General features: G+C 39.9%; 18 protein-coding genes and 1 pseudogene. 13 read left to right on the top strand and 6 right to left on the bottom strand.

Going from position 1 to position 18,353, the window contains the following annotated elements:
• Positions 1 to 18 precede the first annotated feature (18 nt).
• The 3 genes from fakA to ABE613_RS10985 all read left to right on the top strand — a co-directional run bounded on the left by fakA (position 19) and on the right by ABE613_RS10985 (position 4,140).
• Positions 19 to 1,692 (top strand): fatty acid kinase ATP-binding subunit FakA, encoded by a 1,674-nt coding sequence (gene fakA / locus ABE613_RS10995; RefSeq protein ID WP_235233150.1) that lies wholly within the window; start codon positions 19 to 21, stop codon positions 1,690 to 1,692.
• A 146-nt stretch (positions 1,693 to 1,838) separates the two neighbouring features.
• A complete protein-coding gene (recG, locus tag ABE613_RS10990; protein WP_347376386.1) occupies positions 1,839 to 3,869 on the top strand; it encodes an ATP-dependent DNA helicase RecG in 2,031 nt (676 codons plus the stop codon).
• A 67-nt stretch (positions 3,870 to 3,936) separates the two neighbouring features.
• The gene (locus ABE613_RS10985; protein ID WP_159751513.1) at positions 3,937 to 4,140 is read left to right on the top strand and encodes an alpha/beta-type small acid-soluble spore protein; all 204 of its coding nucleotides are present in this window, start codon (positions 3,937 to 3,939) and stop codon (positions 4,138 to 4,140) included.
• Positions 4,141 to 4,532: 392 nt separating this feature from the next.
• On the opposite strand, the gene ABE613_RS10980 is transcribed toward ABE613_RS10985, so the two are convergent.
• Positions 4,533 to 4,811 carry a type II toxin-antitoxin system HicB family antitoxin gene (locus ABE613_RS10980; RefSeq protein ID WP_347376385.1) on the bottom strand — a complete coding sequence of 93 codons (279 nt, stop codon included), beginning with the start codon at positions 4,809 to 4,811 and terminating at the stop codon, positions 4,533 to 4,535.
• 151 nt (positions 4,812 to 4,962) lie between these two features.
• Here ABE613_RS10980 and ABE613_RS10975 point away from each other — a divergent pair, with 151 nt between their 5' ends.
• The gene (locus ABE613_RS10975; protein WP_347376384.1) at positions 4,963 to 6,186 is read left to right on the top strand and encodes a D-alanyl-D-alanine carboxypeptidase family protein; all 1,224 of its coding nucleotides are present in this window, start codon (positions 4,963 to 4,965) and stop codon (positions 6,184 to 6,186) included.
• Positions 6,187 to 6,975: 789 nt separating this feature from the next.
• Here ABE613_RS10975 and ABE613_RS10970 read toward each other — a convergent pair.
• The gene (locus tag ABE613_RS10970; protein ID WP_347376383.1) at positions 6,976 to 8,331 is read right to left on the bottom strand and encodes a sodium-dependent transporter; all 1,356 of its coding nucleotides are present in this window, start codon (positions 8,329 to 8,331) and stop codon (positions 6,976 to 6,978) included.
• 378 nt (positions 8,332 to 8,709) lie between these two features.
• Between ABE613_RS10970 and infC the strand changes: the two genes are divergently transcribed.
• The 4 genes from infC (at position 8,710) to ABE613_RS10950 (ending at position 11,696) form a co-directional block, all read left to right on the top strand.
• Positions 8,710 to 9,204, top strand: coding sequence for a translation initiation factor IF-3 (gene infC, locus ABE613_RS10965; RefSeq protein ID WP_235234136.1), 495 nt, complete (start codon positions 8,710 to 8,712; stop codon positions 9,202 to 9,204).
• 35 nt (positions 9,205 to 9,239) lie between these two features.
• Positions 9,240 to 9,437: a 50S ribosomal protein L35 gene (gene rpmI, locus ABE613_RS10960; protein WP_004606643.1), complete on the top strand. Its 198-nt coding sequence runs from the start codon at positions 9,240 to 9,242 to the stop codon at positions 9,435 to 9,437.
• A 34-nt stretch (positions 9,438 to 9,471) separates the two neighbouring features.
• Positions 9,472 to 9,828 (top strand): 50S ribosomal protein L20, encoded by a 357-nt coding sequence (gene rplT / locus ABE613_RS10955; RefSeq protein WP_235234134.1) that lies wholly within the window; start codon positions 9,472 to 9,474, stop codon positions 9,826 to 9,828.
• Between the two features lie 482 nt (positions 9,829 to 10,310).
• Positions 10,311 to 11,696 (top strand): TrpB-like pyridoxal phosphate-dependent enzyme, encoded by a 1,386-nt coding sequence (locus ABE613_RS10950; RefSeq protein ID WP_347376382.1) that lies wholly within the window; start codon positions 10,311 to 10,313, stop codon positions 11,694 to 11,696.
• Between the two features lie 18 nt (positions 11,697 to 11,714).
• Here the strand turns inward: ABE613_RS10950 and ABE613_RS10945 are convergent.
• Positions 11,715 to 12,958, bottom strand: a pseudogene (locus ABE613_RS10945) (MFS transporter).
• Between the two features lie 27 nt (positions 12,959 to 12,985).
• Positions 12,986 to 13,813, bottom strand: a complete 828-nt coding sequence (locus tag ABE613_RS10940; protein WP_347376381.1) for a zinc dependent phospholipase C family protein — start codon at positions 13,811 to 13,813, stop codon at positions 12,986 to 12,988.
• A 155-nt stretch (positions 13,814 to 13,968) separates the two neighbouring features.
• Here ABE613_RS10940 and ABE613_RS10935 point away from each other — a divergent pair, with 155 nt between their 5' ends.
• Entirely contained in the window at positions 13,969 to 14,508 is a 540-nt protein-coding gene (locus ABE613_RS10935; protein WP_235234129.1) for a cysteine hydrolase family protein, read from the top strand.
• 52 nt (positions 14,509 to 14,560) lie between these two features.
• Complete coding sequence (gene crcB / locus ABE613_RS10930) at positions 14,561 to 14,923, top strand: fluoride efflux transporter CrcB (protein ID WP_347376380.1); 363 nt, start codon at positions 14,561 to 14,563, stop codon at positions 14,921 to 14,923.
• Positions 14,924 to 14,965: 42 nt separating this feature from the next.
• Here crcB and ABE613_RS10925 read toward each other — a convergent pair whose 3' ends face one another.
• On the bottom strand, positions 14,966 to 15,445 hold the full coding sequence (locus ABE613_RS10925) for an S-ribosylhomocysteine lyase (RefSeq protein WP_235234126.1): 480 nt from the start codon (positions 15,443 to 15,445) through the stop codon (positions 14,966 to 14,968).
• A 112-nt stretch (positions 15,446 to 15,557) separates the two neighbouring features.
• On the opposite strand from ABE613_RS10925, the gene ABE613_RS10920 reads away from it, so the two are divergent.
• The 3 genes from ABE613_RS10920 to ABE613_RS10910 are packed head-to-tail and all read left to right on the top strand — an operon-like array spanning position 15,558 to position 17,789.
• Positions 15,558 to 16,199, top strand: coding sequence for a histidine phosphatase family protein (locus ABE613_RS10920; protein WP_347376379.1), 642 nt, complete (start codon positions 15,558 to 15,560; stop codon positions 16,197 to 16,199).
• Positions 16,200 to 16,215: 16 nt separating this feature from the next.
• Entirely contained in the window at positions 16,216 to 17,220 is a 1,005-nt protein-coding gene (trpS, locus tag ABE613_RS10915; protein WP_235234124.1) for a tryptophan--tRNA ligase, read from the top strand.
• A gap of 44 nt (positions 17,221 to 17,264) precedes the next feature.
• Entirely contained in the window at positions 17,265 to 17,789 is a 525-nt protein-coding gene (locus tag ABE613_RS10910) for a hypothetical protein (RefSeq protein WP_347376429.1), read from the top strand.
• 224 nt (positions 17,790 to 18,013) lie between these two features.
• Here ABE613_RS10910 and ABE613_RS10905 read toward each other — a convergent pair whose 3' ends face one another.
• Positions 18,014 to 18,157 carry a hypothetical protein gene (locus ABE613_RS10905; protein WP_347376378.1) on the bottom strand — a complete coding sequence of 48 codons (144 nt, stop codon included), beginning with the start codon at positions 18,155 to 18,157 and terminating at the stop codon, positions 18,014 to 18,016.
• Positions 18,158 to 18,353: the final 196 nt, after the last annotated feature.

Genomic DNA, 18,353 nt, shown 5'->3' with positions numbered 1-18,353 from the left:
TAAGGAGGAGCATTAGAAGTGGCTACGAAAACTATAAGTGTGGACATGCTTGCAAAGATGTTTTTGGCAGGTGCACAGAATATTGAGGCAAAGAAAGAATTTATCAATGAATTAAATGTATTTCCGGTACCGGATGGAGATACAGGAACGAATATGTCACTTACGATTATGTCAGCAGCAAAAGAAGTGACTGCGTTGAGTAAACCTGATATGAAAGAACTGGCAAAAGCGATTTCTTCTGGATCCCTTCGTGGTGCACGAGGTAACTCGGGTGTTATCCTTTCACAGTTATTAAGAGGATTTACCAAATCTATCCGTGAGGAAAAAGAGATTGATGTTCTTGGATTGGCTGCTGCCTGCTCAAGAGCAAGAGATACTGCGTATAAAGCTGTTATGAAACCAAAAGAAGGTACGATTCTGACAGTTGCAAGTGGTATTGCAGATAAAGCGGCTCAGATGGCAGAAGAGACAGACGATCTTGAGGTCTTTATCCCGGCAGTTATTGAGCATGCTGAAGAAGTGCTTGCCAAGACACCGGATATGTTACCTGTATTGAAAGAAGCGGGAGTTGTAGATTCTGGTGGACAAGGTCTTTTAGAAGTTATAAAGGGCGCTTATGATGCGTTTTTGGGAAAAGAGATTGACTATAGTGCTATTTCCCCAAGCGCTGGTATGTCTGTGACGAAGATTAATGCACAGGATACAGCAGATATCAAGTTTGGCTATTGTACTGAGTTCATTATTCTGACAGAGAAGGAATTTACAGAAACAGATGAGCATGAATTTAAGGCATATTTGTCCTCTATCGGTGATTCTATCGTATGTGTCGCTGATGATGATGTGGTAAAGATTCATGTGCATACAAATGATCCGGGACTGGCAATTCAAAGAGCTTTGACATATGGACAGCTGTCGCGTATGAAAATTGATAATATGCGCGAGGAACATCAGGAAAAATTAATTCGTGATGCAGAGAAATTGGCCGCCGAAGAGGCTGAAAAAGAAGCACAGAAAAAAGCGAAAGAGCCAAGAAAACCGATGGGATTTATTACAGTATCTATCGGAGAAGGATTGAATGAGATATTTAAAGAGTTGGGAGCGGATTATATTATTGAAGGCGGACAGACAATGAATCCAAGTACGGAAGATATGCTGAATGCTATTGATCAAGTGAATGCAGATACAGTCTTTATATTGCCAAATAATAAGAATATTGTGTTGGCTGCAAATCAGGCAAAAGCATTGGTGGAAGATAAAGAAATCATTGTAATCCCGACCAAGACTGTACCGCAAGGAATTACTGCTATTATAAACTTTATGCCAGATGCAGATGCGAAGATGAACGAAGAGACAATGCTTGAAGAGATTCAACGTGTAAAATCTGGTCAGGTTACTTATGCTGTTAGAGATACTCATATTGATGATAAAGAGATTCATGAAGGCGATATTATGGGTATTGGTGATAAAGGAATTCTTGCAGTTGGAAAAGGAATTGAAGAGACTACGAAGGCAATGTTGGAGCAACTTGTAGATAAGGAGTCTGAATTGATCAGTCTTTATTACGGAGAGGAAGTCAAGGAAGAAGATGCGGAACAGTTGATTCAAGAGATTGAAGAATTGTATCCAGATGTGGATGTAGATGCACATTTTGGTGGACAGCCAATATACTATTATGTTCTTGCAGTTGAATAAATAAATCATCAGGTAGATAAAATAATATATAGGCAGGGCCAGATTTCTGTGACTGTAGGGCGTTGTCCCTTAGGAACGGAGCTGGCCTTTTTATTGCCATACAGTTGGAAAAATTTTCGATGGAAGGTTTTGCGGGTGGAGCATATATGATAGAGCAGACTAGTATCAAAGAAATCAAAGGAATTGGTGAGAAAACACAGAAGTTATTTGAAAAAGTCGGAGTCAGCACAGTCGGGGATTTGATTCGATACTATCCCAGAGGATATGATGTCTATGAAGATGCGGTGCCGGTCAGTGAGGTAGAAGAGGGAAGGACGCAGACGATAACTGGTACTGTCTATGGTCGTATACAAGTGTCCGGAAGTAGAAGTATGCAGGTTACTACACTGTATGTGAAAGACTTGACTGGTACAATAAAAGTTATCTGGTTTCGTATGCCTTTTTTGCGGAATACACTTGCAAAAGGTGGTGTGATTACTCTAAGGGGAAGAGTCGTGCGTAAACGAGATGGTTTGGTAATGGAACATCCGGAAATCTTTTATCCAAGTGAAAAATATAAGGAGAAATTGAACACTTTGCAGCCAATCTATGGATTGACAGCGGGATTGTCGAATAATGTGGTATCAAAAGCAGTCAAACAGGCTTTGGATGGTCTGGATCTGACACGAGAATTTTTGCCTGACAAAATACGAATGAGGTATGGACTGGCGGAATATAATTTCGCAATTCGTGGAATTCATTTTCCAGAGGATAAAGAAGTGTTCTATCATGCAAGAGAGAGGCTGGTCTTTGATGAATTCCTGGCATTTATTCTTACACTTCGAAAGCTAAAAGATAAGAATGAGAAGTTGGAAAATGAATATGTGATTTCCAAAAAACCAGAGGTAGAAGAGTTTATCCGGCGTTTACCATATCGTTTGACGAATGCGCAGAGAAAAGTGTGGGAAGAGATTGCTTCTGATATGGCATCCGTTACGACCATGTCTCGTTTGGTGCAGGGAGATGTTGGCTCAGGAAAGACAATCGTTGCAGTCCTGGCGTTGTTGAATACGGCATGGAATGGATATCAGGGTGCAATGATGGCGCCTACGGAAGTGTTGGCGAGGCAGCATTATGAATCGATTACGAGGTTATTTGAAGAATACGACATTCGGATAAAAGTAGAATTGCTGACGGGATCTATGACGGCAAAGGAGAAGCGCAGAGCTTATGATAGGATCGAGTGCGGATATGCGAAGATTATCATCGGCACACATGCGCTGATTCAAGATCGGGTTAATTATGATTGCCTTGCGCTGGTAGTTACAGATGAGCAGCACCGTTTTGGTGTGAAACAGCGGGAGACATTTGCCAAAAAAGGAAGAGTGCCACATGTGTTGGTCATGAGTGCGACTCCAATACCAAGAACATTGGCAATTATCTTGTATGGTGATCTGGATATTTCTGTGATCGACGAATTGCCGGCAAACCGACTCCCAATAAAAAATTGTGTGGTAGATACCAGTTACAGGAAAACAGCCTATTCATTTATGAGAAAACAAGTGGCCGAAGGGCGCCAATGTTACATTATTTGTCCAATGGTGGAGGAAAGTGAACATCTGGAAGTTGAAAATGTAATTGATTATGCTTCTGCACTACAAGAAGAAATGGGAGAAGAAATCAATGTATCTTATCTTCATGGGAAGATAAAACAGACAGAAAAAGATGACATTATGGAGCGATTCGGAAAGAATGAGATCCAGATTCTGGTATCAACAACGGTTATTGAAGTGGGAATTGATGTACCAAATGCAACGGTTATGATGATCGAGAACTCAGAACGTTTTGGATTGGCACAACTTCATCAGCTTCGCGGCAGAGTAGGGAGAGGGAAATACCAGTCTTATTGTATCTTTATGACTGGTTCAAAATCAAAAGAAACCAAAGAAAGGCTGGATATATTAAATAAGTCAAATGACGGGTTTAAGATAGCAAGTGAAGATCTTAGACTTCGTGGACCTGGTGATCTCTTTGGAATTAGACAGAGTGGACTGATGGATTTTAGACTTGGCGATATATATCAGGATGCCCGGATATTACAGATGGCAAATGAAGCCGCTGATACCCTTACAGAGTCTGCGTGTGATTGGTTGAAAAATCTTCCAAATTATGAAGGAAATACTAGTGTAATAATCTAAATCCTCCATATACTATGATTGTAACAAAACCAAAAGTTACAAAGTTACCAAAAGGAGGAGTATAACAATGACAAGTTCATCAAACAGAGCAGCCGTGCCTGAAGCAAAAGGCGCATTAGACAAGTTTAAATACGAGGTTGCAAACGAATTAGGCGTACCGTTAACAGACGGTTACAACGGAGACCTGACATCTAGACAGAATGGTTCTGTTGGTGGTTATATGGTTAAAAAAATGATCGAACAGCAGGAAAAACAGATGGCTGGTAAATAAGAAAAATGAATGAAATTGGGACGTAGACTTTTTACAAAAGTCTACGTCCCAAATTTCATTTTGTGGTGTACCTAAATGAAAAATGTGGTGTACCTAGATGAATAAATTGTAAAAAATTGTCGATAAAAAATATGATATTTTGATAAAAAATCAGACAAATTATTTGAGATTTATGACAGTTTATGATAATCTATATATACAAAATGTTACAGAGATTTGTAGAGGTTATGATAAGGGTTCAATTGGACAATCTGTCCAATTTAATAAGCGGAAATACATATGATATGAATTCCGCTTTCTTTCTCCACAAAATGTGGAGTCTATATGGGCAGGATGGCGATATTGCCACCTGCTCTTCTTTTTTCGAATTTTAGTGAATGACAGAAAATGTTCTATTCGTCCCAGCCTTCATAAAAACGGATGTTTACGGATATATTTCTTACAATATCGCCTTCTTTAAGTTCGATATCGCTAATATCTGAGACATAGGGCATTAAAGGTTCTTCTTCGGATAATTCTAATGTAATCCAATCGCGGGCGGCTTCATTTGCACTGTCAATGGCATCATCCAAGGTTTCACCTTCTCCGTAGCAACATTCTAAATCTGGAAAGTACCCTTTGTATTTTCCATCTTCTGTCTTATGGAATACTGCGGGATATATAAATTTCATAATGTTCCTCCTATAAACTTTTTTCGAAATCTATTATAGGAGTTTTATAAGAAGAAAACAATAGTAAAATCGTATGCATGTATTTGGAATAATTTGTTTAGGCTGTTATTAGAATGGTAGTAATAGACGAATATCCAGAAGGAGTTGTTGTATGAAATTTGTTCTGGCAGTAATCCTAAGCGTCGCATTATGTGTACATCCTGTATATGCTATGGAGATAAGAGGGCCAATTTTGTACACGGATGTGCAAGAAACAACAAATACGCAGGAAACAACAGAAAGTCCGAAGGAGGAATCAATTATAGTTAGTGCACCCTCGGCAATCTTGATGGAGGCTTCGACAGGACAGGTCATTTATGAAAAGGATGCTGATACACAGAGACCACCAGCCAGCGTTACAAAGGTGATGACTTTACTCTTGATCTTTGATGCACTAGAGGAAGGAAAGATTAGTTTAGAAGATGAAGTGACAACTTCAGAATATGCGGCATCTATGGGAGGTTCACAGGTGTTCCTGGAGCCTGGCGAAGTGCAAACGGTTGATACATTGATAAAATGTATATCTGTTGCAAGTGCTAATGATGCCTGCGTAACAATGGCGGAGTATATCTGTGGCAGTGAAGAGGCATTTGTAGAGCAAATGAATAAGAGGGCAGAAAAACTGGAAATGAAAAATACACATTTTGTAAATTGTAATGGACTAGACGCAGAAGGACATCTGACGACTGCGCGAGACATTGCGTTAATGTCAAAAGAGTTGATTACTACATATCCTCAAATATACGATTATTGCAAAATCTGGATGGAAAATATCACACACACAACAAAGAAAGGTACTTCTGAGTTTGGATTGACTAATACCAATAAACTAATTCGACAATATGAATATGCGACAGGTTTAAAAACCGGTTCGACTAGTCAGGCAAAATTCTGTGTATCTGCAACTGCGCAGAAGAATGAGATTGATTTGATTGCGGTGATCATGGCGGCAGATGATAGTAAAACGCGCGTAAAGGATGCAATTACACTTTTCAATTATGGATTTGGAAAATGTAATAAATATAAAGAGGAGCATATGGAAAAATTAGCCCCTGTATCTGTACAACGAGGTGTGAAAAAAGAGGTAAAAATAGAACAGAAAGGCGCCTTTTCCTATATAGATACGACTGGTTCTGACTTAAATTCCATAGAAAGGAAGATAGTCATTGACTCGAAGATAAAAGCACCTGTGAAAAAAGGTGATAAATTGGGAGAAATTCAATATTATTTGAACGGAGATCAAATTGGAGAAAGAGATATTCTGGCGATGGAAACGGTAGAAGAAATTACTTATAAGAGTGCGTTGGAAGGGGTTGCAAAAGAGTTGTTGCTTTAGATGGGAATTTAGATGAGTAAATTTTGTGATTGAGGAGTGCACGGCGCAAGGGAGTTGGATCGGTTGGTCTGTATCTGGTATCCTTCGCTGAGAATCCATAACAGAAAAAAGAACTGCAATTTCGTGACCGGACTGATTCACCGAGAAATTTGGATAATTTCTCGATTCAGCAGTCCTTTCGAATTTGGTCTGTAACCAAATTCTCACACGGAATTGCAGTTCTTTTTTCTGTAACGGATTCTAGTGCTTGGATAAACGGATACAGACCAACCGGTCCAACTCCCTTGCGCCTGACATTCTCAATCACGGAATGAACTCATCTGGGGGAATTCCTAGCGTGAAGCGCAATGGGGAGCGATGTTTTTATACTATTCATCATTATTTCAATGGAAGATTCAGTTAGTTATTCTGCCAGTTTTTTGACAATATCTTTACTATGATCGTTCGCTCTGCATGACACGCAGGAATTCTCCCGGATGAGGAAGTTGCGGATTTGGGGGATGTCAGGCGAGAAGATGGATGGGATGGTTGCCGTTCGTTGGACAAGCGTTAGAATACGTTACAGGAAAAGAAGCAGATATTTTGTGCGAAGATTTGGCTTCAAGCCAAATCTGAGAAGGCTGCTGAGCCTCGAAATCATCAAGATTTCGGGGTGAATCAGCCTGGTCACAAAATATCTGCTTCTTTTCCTGTTATGGATTCTTAGCGAAGGACTCCGCAATGTCAACCATCCCATCCATCCTCTCGCCGTACACACCCAATTACCTACTAACTAATCTAAATTCCCATTTAAATTGTGAACAATCCGAGTGCGCTTGCTACGGAACTTATTAGAATCAGTACGAGGAAGACTGGAGCAACCCATTTAATAATGACATTGAACATTTTTTCTGCCTTGAAAGTTCCATCGGTTGCCTTTACTTCATCGGAAATTGTTTTTGGCTTGATGGTGAAACCAACAAAAATGCAAGTAAAGAATGCAACAATTGGCATTAATACACTGTTGCTGATAAAGTCCATGATATCCAGTACTGACATTCCCATCCAACTGATGAAGCTTAATGGTCCGAAACCAAGAGAAGAAGGAATTCCCATAATACATGCTAATACTGCAACGAAAATACCGGTAAATCTACGTTTCCATCCAAATTTATCCATGAAAACGGATACGATAGTCTCCATCAGAGAGATTGCAGAAGTAAGGGCTGCGAAAAATACGAGAACAAAGAAGATTGTTCCGATAACACCGCCGAATCTCATGCTTGCGAATACCTTTGGAAGCGTCATGAACATAAGTCCAGGACCGGCATTTAACATAGAACGGTCGCCGCCGGAGAAAGCAAATACAGCAGGGATGATCATCAGGCCTGCCAGGAAAGCGATTCCAGTATCAAAGATTTCTATTTGACGAACAGAGCTCTCCAGATTATTTTCTTTTTTCATATAAGAACCATATGTGATCATGATACCCATTGCCAGAGACATAGAATAGAAGAGCTGTCCCATAGCAGCCAGAATTGTTTTGGCGGATACATCGGACATATGTGGCTTTATGTAGTAGATAAGACCTTCCATAGCACCATCTAATGTAAGACCATATACTGCGATGATGATAGTAAGAATGACCAGAATCGGCATCATAATCTTACTAACTTTTTCAATTCCCTTTTCTACACCGCATAAAACGATCACAGCAGTGAATGCCATGAATAAGAAGAACCATCCGATTGGTTCAACAGAACCGCTGATGAAGTCAGTAAAGTAAGTATCTCCTGCGGATGCCTGAACACCGCCACTTATAAATACTGCAAAGTATTTGATGACCCATCCTCCGATTACAGAATAGTATGGGAATATAATGATTGGAACGAGAGATGCTAAAATTCCTAGAAATCCAAAACGCTTATCCAGGGATTTGAATGCTCCAATAGCGCTTAATCTTGTTTTGCGTCCCAATGCGATCTCGGCAATCATAAGGGTAAATCCGAAAGTGATTGCTAGAATCAGATAAATTAATAGGAATGTTCCTCCACCATATTTGGCAGCAAGGTAAGGGAATCGCCAGATGTTTCCCAGACCTACTGCAGAGCCAGCAGCGGCCAGAACAAATCCCAGTTTACTGGAAAAGTTACTCCTGCTATTCATATAAAAAAACCTCCTCAAAAATATAAAACTGACATTCCAAAATATAGAACATGCCCTATTATGGCATGAAAGCATAATTTTTTCAAGAATAATTAAGAAATATGAACGAAAAATCTTTAAATATGCAAAAAAAATTGTGAAAATAGATATTGACACATAAAAATATATATGATAAATTAGATAATGCGTGAGGCAAAAAAGAAAGTAGAGTATCCACTCTCACCATAGCACAATTGGGTGACTATTGGTTTGATATTGAGTATAGAAGTTCTTGTTATTATAGATCATTTTGTGCAGATATGTAAAGTGGATAGTCGAAAAACTATTCACTTATTTTTATTTATTTTATGATGGGGGTGCGCGACAATTAGCGATTTAATGATTAACGGGCAGATCAGAGACAAAGAAATAAGAGTTATTGGAGAAGACGGAGAACAGTTGGGTATAATGTCCCCGAGAGAAGCAATGAAGATTGCTCAGGAGGCAGAACTGGATCTTGTAAAGATTGCTCCGAAGGCTCAGCCGCCAGTTTGCAAGATTATTGACTATGGAAAATACAGATATGAGCTTGCAAGAAAGGAAAAAGAGGCAAAGAAGAAACAGAAAACCGTTGAAGTGAAGGAAGTGCGTCTTTCACCAAATATTGAGACCAACGATCTTAATACAAAGGTCAATAATGCAAAGAAATTCATCTCAAAAGGAAATAAAGTAAAGGTTACTCTGCGTTTCAGAGGACGTGAGATGGCACATATGCAGCAGAGCAAACATATTCTGGATGATTTCGCAGAATTACTTGCAGATGTTGCAGTTGTTGAAAAACCTGCTAAATTGGAAGGCAGAAGTATGAGCATGGTTTTAACTGAAAAACGTTAAAAATATATTTATAAATTTTAAGGAGGAAATTTATTATGCCAAAGATCAAAACAAATAGAGCAGCTGCAAAGCGCTTCAAAAAAACAGGTACAGGAAAATTAAAAAGAAATAAAGCTTACAAGAGCCATATCTTAACTAAGAAATCTACAAAAAGAAAAAGAAATCTTAGAAAACCAATCATTACTGATGCAACAAATGTAAAGAACATGAAGAAAGTATTACCATATCTGTAAGATATTGGGAAAGTATTGAAGGAGGAAATAAGACATGGCAAGAATCAAAGGCGGAATGAACGCTAAAAAGAAACATAATAGAACATTAAAGTTAGCAAAAGGATACAGAGGAGCACGTTCTAAACAGTACAGAGTTGCAAAACAGTCTGTTATGAGAGCTCTTACATCTTCTTATGCAGGAAGAAAACAGCGCAAACGTCAGATGCGTCAGTTATGGATTGCACGTATCAATGCAGCTGCAAGAATGAATGGATTATCATACAGCAAGTTTATGCATGGTTTAAAACTGGCTAATGTTGATATGAACAGAAAGATGCTGGCAGAGATGGCTGTTAATGATGCGGCTGGATTTGCTACACTTGCTGAGCTTGCAAAGAGCAAATTAGCATAATTTAGGAAAAGATTTACAGAAAGGCTGGGTACGTCAGGTATCCAGCTTTTTCTAATAGAGGAAAGGAATTAAAAAAATTCACCTCTCCTCTATTGACATTCGCAAGTTATCGTGGTAAAGTTTTACTAAACTGATGAGGAAGAGTAAGTACTGACAGATATTTGCCATACAGAGAGCCGCAGGTGGTGGGATTGCGGCAGGTTAAAGCTATCGGGAATGGGCTTCCGAGGGCGAGCTGAAATGGATGATCATAGCAGAGTAGGCAAGCCGGAGAGATTACTCCGTTAACAAAGTACGCGTATGATGGTACGCATGAGAGGGTATGCATGAAGTGCATATCAAGCCGGGTGGCACCGCAGGAGTTGATTTATACTACTCTTGTCCCTGCAATAACAATTGTATGGGATAAGGGTATTTTTTATTTTATTAGAATTTAAGCTGCCCTGTTCCCAGACACTTATGAATGAAAGGAGAACAGAAAAATGCAAGAAAACAAAATCCCTTACAAAATCTATCTTGAAGAGAGTGAGATGCCGAAGCAATGGTATAATGTACGTGCAGACATGAAGAATAAACCGGCACCACTTTTGAATCCGGGAACGTTACAGCCAATGACGGCAGAAGAACTATCTGGCGTATTTTGCGAGGAACTGGTAAAGCAGGAATTGGATAATGATAACCGTTATATTGATATTCCACAGGAGATACAGGATTTTTATAAAATGTATCGTCCGTCACCGTTGGTCAGAGCATATTGCCTGGAAAAGCAGTTACAGACACCGGCAAAGATCTATTATAAGTTTGAAGGAAATAATACAAGCGGAAGCCATAAGCTGAATTCAGCAATCGCGCAGGCATATTATGCCAAGAAACAAGGGCTTAAGGGTGTTACAACGGAGACCGGAGCAGGACAGTGGGGGACCGCTCTTTCTATGGCATGTGCTTACCTGAATCTGGACTGTAAAGTATTCATGGTAAAATGTTCTTATGAACAGAAGCCTTTCCGCCGTGAAGTTATGCGTACGTATGGTGCAAGTGTAACACCATCTCCATCTATGGAGACAGAGGTTGGTAAAAAGATTCTGGCAGAGCATCCGGGAACAACAGGAAGTCTTGGCTGTGCCATTTCGGAAGCAGTTGAAGTTGCAGTGGGAAGCGAAGGATACAGATATGTATTGGGAAGTGTGCTGAATCAGGTATTACTGCATCAGTCTGTCATAGGAGTGGAAACAAAGACGGCTTTGGATAAATATGGAATCGAACCAGATATTATCATTGGATGCGCCGGAGGAGGCTCCAATCTTGGAGGATTGATATCTCCATTTATGGGAGAAAAATTAAGAGGAGAAAAGGATTATCAGTTTATTGCAGTTGAACCTGCATCTTGTCCAAGTCTTACCAGAGGTGTGTACGCATATGATTTCTGCGATACCGGAATGGTCTGCCCACTGGCGAAAATGTACACATTAGGCAGTGGATTTATTCCATCTCCAAACCATGCTGGTGGATTGCGATATCATGGTATGAGTTCTATCTTGTCACAATTGTATGCAGATGGATATATGGAGGCTAGATCCGTGGAACAGACATCCGTGTTTAAGGCAGCTGAACAATTTGCAAGAGTAGAAGGTATTCTTCCGGCACCAGAAAGCAGCCATGCTATTAAAGTTGCTATTGATGAGGCGTTGAAGTGCAAAGAGACAGGTGAAGAAAAAACAATAATGTTTGGCCTGACTGGTACCGGATATTTTGATATGGTTGCCTATGAAAAATTCCATAACGGAGAAATGAGTGATTATATTCCAACGGATGGAGATCTTCAGATCGGATTCGATGGAATCCCCAAATTCCCTGGAAATATGGAATAATTGTCCGATATAGAATATTTATTTTCTGTTGGTCTGATATTTAGAAGCCTGACCAAAGAAGAAAAAGCCAAGAAGGAACATAACTGAAAGGGAGCCGACACCAGCATTGGTACTTCCACTTAACTGACTGATAAATGATACCAGGAAAGTGCCAAAGAAAGAGGCTCCTTTTCCGCAGATGTCCATAATTCCAAAATATTCACCAGATTTTTCAGCTGGAATAATCTGAGCAAAGTAAGAACGAGAAAGTGCCTGTATAGCGCCCTGGAACATTCCTACCAATACAGCCAGAATCCAAAAATCAAGCTGTGTATCTAATTTGATGGCATATAAGGCAATACCTGTGTAAGCTAAAATGCAGATTTTTATTAAGGTTACAGATGAGGCTTTCTTAGATAAAGATCCAAAGATCAGCGCACAAGGAAATGCCACGATCTGAGTCAGCAAAAGCGCCAGTAATAATCCAGTACTGTCCAGTCCAAGTGACTGGCCGTAAGCGGTTGCCATATCAATAATGGTATAAACTCCATCAATGTAAAAGAAGAATGCCAGGAGAAAAAAAGAATTTTCTTATCCCTTGTAATTTCGCTAAATGTCCTGCCCAGACGTGAAAAACTATTGTGTACTATATGTTCTTGCATAGAAATATAATATGTTTGTTTGTAATTTTGCAGAAGCGGCAGAGAAGATATCAGCCATCATGCTCCCGTTATAAGAAATGCTATGAACATTGCATGTGACATAGCAAGATTTAGCTTATCGTAATTTAATACAACAAGAAGTGATAAGATAAAAGGAATACAACTTCCAATATAACCCCAGGCATACCCGTTTGAAGATACGGTATCCATACGTTCATCGGTCGTAACATCCGTAAGCATAGCATCATAGAAGATCAAACTGACAGAATAAGCTGTTTTAGCAACGACAAAAATGCAAAGAAACCAGAGCCAGGATGGGGCAATTCCCAGAAGGACACAGCTGATCACGCCAAGAATCATAGAGCCGGCAAAAAGACGCTTCTTATAATTCTGGACATCGGCAATACTACCTAACACTGGTCCTAGAAAAGCGACAATTAGTGTAGAAACAGAGACGGCATAACCCCAGTAAGCCAGATAATCTACAGAAGATAAGCCTGCCTTGTCTCCAAGATAGTTAAAGTAGATCGGCAAGATGGTAGAGACAAGAAGAACGAAAGCGGAATTGCCGACATCGTAAAGTATCCATTGTTTTTCTAAAGCGGTAAGTTTAAATTTCATATATGTTTCCTTTCTGTTTAATGGTTTCTACAAGGATATGATTTTTTGTTTCCAGTTATCTCCGGCACCAAAAGTATGTTGAAAATAAGAAGGAAGCGAAGCATTATCCTTTAAAACTCTCTGATATTGTAAAATAGCGTCAGCTGCAGACTGTATAGCGTCATGATACAAGCGGTTTAATAAAAGACAATAGTTGTGGCAAGAGGCATTGGGAAAAGGATTCATTATCAGACCATGCATAGAATCATAATGACCGATAAGTTTCATGGCATTCAGAAGCAAGGCGCGTTTCGGGTAATGAGGGGCATGCAGCAAATAATGAGTTTGAATCATTCCTCTTAAAGCAGTTTGAATATTGTCTACAGTCAAAGTGGAAAAGCATGGGGCAATGATTTTTGCATTGCTTTTTCTAGGATCAATATGTTGAATTGGGACGTGGGTTTTGGAATCATGACCGTCTTTTTCCATCAGAAACCTGTCTAATTCTGTTTCAATCTCAGAGTGGCTGATTTTACTTATGTAAATCATTTTTTCGATATAGGGGTGGCAGATACTGTCCAGAATAAAATGACAGATAAATCCATAAAGATAGGATTCAAGTGCGTCTTGATTTAAGGCATATTTCCACGCAGTAGCATTTTGTGTAAAAAATTGTGCGGCAGGTTCGTCGTGCATCTGGTACCCAATCTGATTGATCGGATTGGTACGTACTGGATGATAATAAAAAAGAATGTCGGGACCGTGCAGACCGATATCATATAACTGACGATAAGACTCAATCTGTTGTTGCAGTTGAACCGGCAAAGTGACCAGGACATCTCTTCCAAATCTGTAATGTGTATAAGTAGATGGCATATGATAACCTCATTTCGTATTCTTTCTATCAATTATATTATGGCATGGCTGTGAAAAATTCAATCACGAATTCTGTAAAATACAAGTAAAGTTTGATTTCTGAAAAATCTTGTATATAATGAAAACAAGAGTGAATTACGGAAGGAGACTACAGCATGGATATTTTAGTTGTCGTAGATATGCAGAATGATTTTATTAACGGAGCATTGGGAACAAAGGAAGCAGAAGCAATTGTCCCGCAAGTTGTGGAAAAAATTCGGGATTTTAAGGGAAGAGTTCTTTATACCAGAGATACACATGAGAAGGATTATCTGGAAACACAGGAGGGAAAGAATCTTCCGGTAGAGCACTGTATCAGAGGAAGCAAAGGATGGGAATTGAATGCCGAGATTGAAGCTTTGCGTGAGGAAGTGCCTATTGATAAGCCGACTTTTGGTTCTACAGTACTTGGACAGTTATTGAAATCACAAGATACAGAACTGAAAGAAAGAGGAGAGACAGGAGTTGAATCGGTTACCTTAGTGGGACTTTGTACAGATATCTGTGTTATTTCAAATGCTATGTTGATAAAGGCATTTCTGCCGGAAGTCCCAGTGATTGTTGATGCCTCATGTTGTGCTGGAGTAACACCGGAAAGCCATAAGAATGCATTAAAAGCAATGGAAATGTGTCAGATTACCTGCATGAACCAATAGAGTGACAATCATCCATATAAGAGCGGGGATATTATGAAGGAGGAAAAAGTATATGGATAAATTATTCTTGGTGGGATGTGGCGGAGCAGTCGGGGCAATCTTGCGCTATGTGATCAGTCTTGTGCCATGGAAAGGAGAATTCCCGCTGCTGACACTGATTACGAATCTGGCAGGTGCAATCCTCATTGGCCTGGTCGTAGGGCTTGCTTTCAGTAAAGATACAATCAGCCCGAATATGGTGCTCTTTTTTAAGACGGGAGTATGTGGTGGATTTACAACATTTTCTACTTTTTCACTGGAGGCATTGACTTTGCTGGAACGAAATCAGAAAGGGATTGCAGTTGTCTATATCTTCTTGAGTGTAGTAGGATGTGTGATCGGAGTCTGGTTTGGGAAAAAGCTGATTATGAGATGAAAAAAGAGTTCCGGCTGGAACTCTTATATTATGAATATTGGTCTATTCTGGATAATGTAACTGTTCGTCAGTGATATTCAGAAGTACTTGATTCAGATATCTGCTTGCCAGATACTTTGCCATCGGTAGATTCATGTCCAGATAATTGCCACAGTCTTTGGCGCAGGCACCGGGAACTTCTCCCTCAAATTCTGCAATAAAGGTAAACATCTCGGTCATCAGAGGAACAATATCTTTGGATTCATAATTGCCGGAAAGAAGCAGATAAAATCCGGTACGGCAGCCCATTGGTCCAAAGTAAATAGTCTTATTTGCAAATGTTTTATGATTCCGCAGGAATGTGGCACCGAGATGCTCGATCGTGTGAACTTCGGCGGTATTCATAACCGGTTCATCGTTCGGACTGGTCATACGGATATCAAATGTGGTTACGGGATGACCTTCCACCTGATCAATACGAGAAACATAGAGTCCTGGTATCAGGCGGATATGGTCTATTGTAAAACTTGTGATTTTTTCCATAACATTCATGGCTCCTTTTTATTTTCTAAGCTATTATAACACTTTCTATGTGAATTTGCTATGAAAAACATAAGGAGATGTGCTATACTTACAAGGTACGTTAAGGAGGCTAATGATGAAGATATATTTTGTAAGGCATGGAGAGACGGAGTGGAATAAGCAAAAAAGGATTCAAGGCCGGGTCGATATTCCGTTGGATGAATTTGGCCGGATGTTAGCAAGAAAGACAGCAACAGGTCTTGCAGAGATTCCTTTTGACGTGTGTTATTCCAGCCCATTATCCAGGGCGAAAGAGACAGCAACTATCATTCTGGAAGGAAGAGATATTCCAATTATAGAAGATGACCGGATTATAGAGATGGCATTTGGAGAGTATGAAGGTAAGTGCTGTTCCAAGAGTGGATGGAATCTTCCAGAAGAATTCCACAGGTTTTTTGATGAACCGGAGAATTATGTACCGGCACCGGGCGGAGAGAATTTCGCAGAAGTAAAGAAGCGTACAGGGGAATTCTTACAAGAACTTTTCCAGAAAGAACAATATCAGAAGAGCAACGTGTTAATTTCAACCCACGGTGCGGCACTGGCGGGAATGTTAAATTATATAAAGGGTAAACCTCTGTCAGAGTATTGGGGCATTGGCGTACATAGGAACTGTGCAGTAACAGAAGTGCAGGTAACAGACGGTGTCCCTGAGATTTTGTCAGAAAATGTGGTCTATTATGATGATGAAGTAGAACCATGGGAAGAAAGATGAGAGTGGAGGAAGAAAAATGATTAACGATAAAAAAGTATTATTTAGCGGAATGCAGGCAACCGGGAACCTTACATTGGGAAATTATCTGGGAGCTTTGAAGAATTGGGTAAATTTAAGCAATGAATATGAATGCTTCTACAGTGTGGTGGATATGCATTCTATTACTGTCAGACAAGATCCGGCAACGCTCAGAAAGAGAGCAAGAGCATTGTTGACTTTATATATTGCAGCAGGCCTGGATCCGGAGAAGAATTGTATCTATTATCAGTCCCATGTTTCAGGTCATGCAGAGCTGGCATGGATCCTGAATTGTTTTACTTACATGGGAGAACTTAACCGTATGACGCAGTTTAAGGATAAGGCTGCAAAGCATGCAGATAATATCAATGCAGGTCTGTTCACATATCCGGTATTGATGGCAGCGGATATCCTGCTGTATCAGGCTGATGTGGTTCCGGTAGGAATTGATCAGATGCAGCATCTGGAACTGACCAGAGATATTGCAGAGCGTTTTAATAATATCTATGGTGATGTCTTTACGATTCCAGAAGCTTATATCGGCAAAGTAGGAGCTAAGATTATGAGCCTTCAGGATCCATCAAAGAAGATGTCCAAGTCTGATGAGAATCCAAACGCAAGTATTTACCTGATGGATGATCCTGACACTATTATGCGTAAATGTAAGCGTGCTGTAACGGACTCTGAAGCACAGATTTTATATCGTGATGAACAGCCAGGTGTAAAGAATCTGATTGATATTTACAGTGCATGTACAGGCAAGAGACCGGAGGAAGTTGTAAAAGAATTTGATGGCAAGGGTTATGGTGAGTTTAAGGTCGCTGTAGGAGAAGCTGTGATTTCTGTATTAAAGCCATTGCAGGATGAAGTTGCACGTCTGGAAAAGGACAAGGCTTATATTGATGGTATTATTAAAAATAATGCTGAGAAAGCACAGTATTATGCAAATAAAACATTGAGAAAAGTTCAGAAAAAAGTTGGATTTCCAGAGAAAGTACGCTAATAGAAAATAGAATATAAGGCGGGAGAATAGAGAGAGTGACCAAAATGATGAATATCCAGACGGCAGGTCAGCAGAAATATTATGATTTTATCCAGGAGAGGGCAAAGAGACTTAAGACAGGTATGATTGTATGGATCAGCCTGCTGGCGGTAGCATTGATATGCATGTTTTCCAATGTTAAGTTAGCGATTGTCCTGGCATTAGCCGGAATTTTTCTGGCAGTGATGAATATAAAATCACAGAAAGCATTGAAATCTAAATTGGATGGGGTTACCGATAAAGAGGAATTCTTTCATCAACTGGCAGATCCTTCGACACTGCAGATTCCAGAATATCGTTTAATAATCTTAAAAGATTATGTTCTTGTGGAGAAGAGTGATATCTGTGTGTATCAGTTGGCGGATATGCAGAAGATAGAAGTCGGACTTCAGGGAAATATCGGGAAAGTATTGTTTCTAACTGACAAGCAAGGAGCACGACATGAAATCGTATCCTGCACGAAAGGAGATGGAATGCAAGAAACTTTCGATAAAGTTTATTATTCGTTGCATGAGAGAATGGGAATTTAGATTAGTTAGTAGGTAATTGGGTGTGTACGGCGAGAGGATGGATGGGATGGTTGCCATTGCGGAGTCCTTCGCTAAGAATCCATAACAGGAAAAGAAGCAGATATTTTGTGACCAGGCTGATTCACCCCGAAATCTTGATGATTTCGAGGCTCAGCAGCCTTCTCAGATTTGGCTTGAAGCCAAATCTTCGCACAAAATATCTGCTTCTTTTCCTGTAACGTATTCTAACGCTTGTCCAACGAACGGCAACCATCCCATCCATCTTCTCGCCTGACATCCCCCAAATCCGCAACTTCCTCATCCGGGAGGATTCCTGCTGATTCTTCCATTGAAATAATGATGAATAGTATAAAAACATCGTTCCCCATTGCGCTTCGCGCCAGGAATTATCCCAGATGAGTTCGTTCAGTAATTGGGAATGTCAGGCGCAAGGGAGTTGGACCGGTTGGTCTGTATCCGTTTATCCAAGCACTAGAATCCGTTACAGAAAAAAGAACTGCAATTCCGTGTGAGAATTTGGTTACAGACCAAATTCGAAAGGACTGCTGAATCGAGAAATTATCC

The sequence above is a fragment of the Dorea chungnamensis genome (assembly GCF_039832125.1).
Taxonomy (GTDB): domain Bacteria; phylum Bacillota; class Clostridia; order Lachnospirales; family Lachnospiraceae; genus JAFBIX01.
The sequence above is the reverse complement of the archived record's forward strand: the minus strand, read 5'-3'. Positions and strand labels throughout refer to the sequence as shown.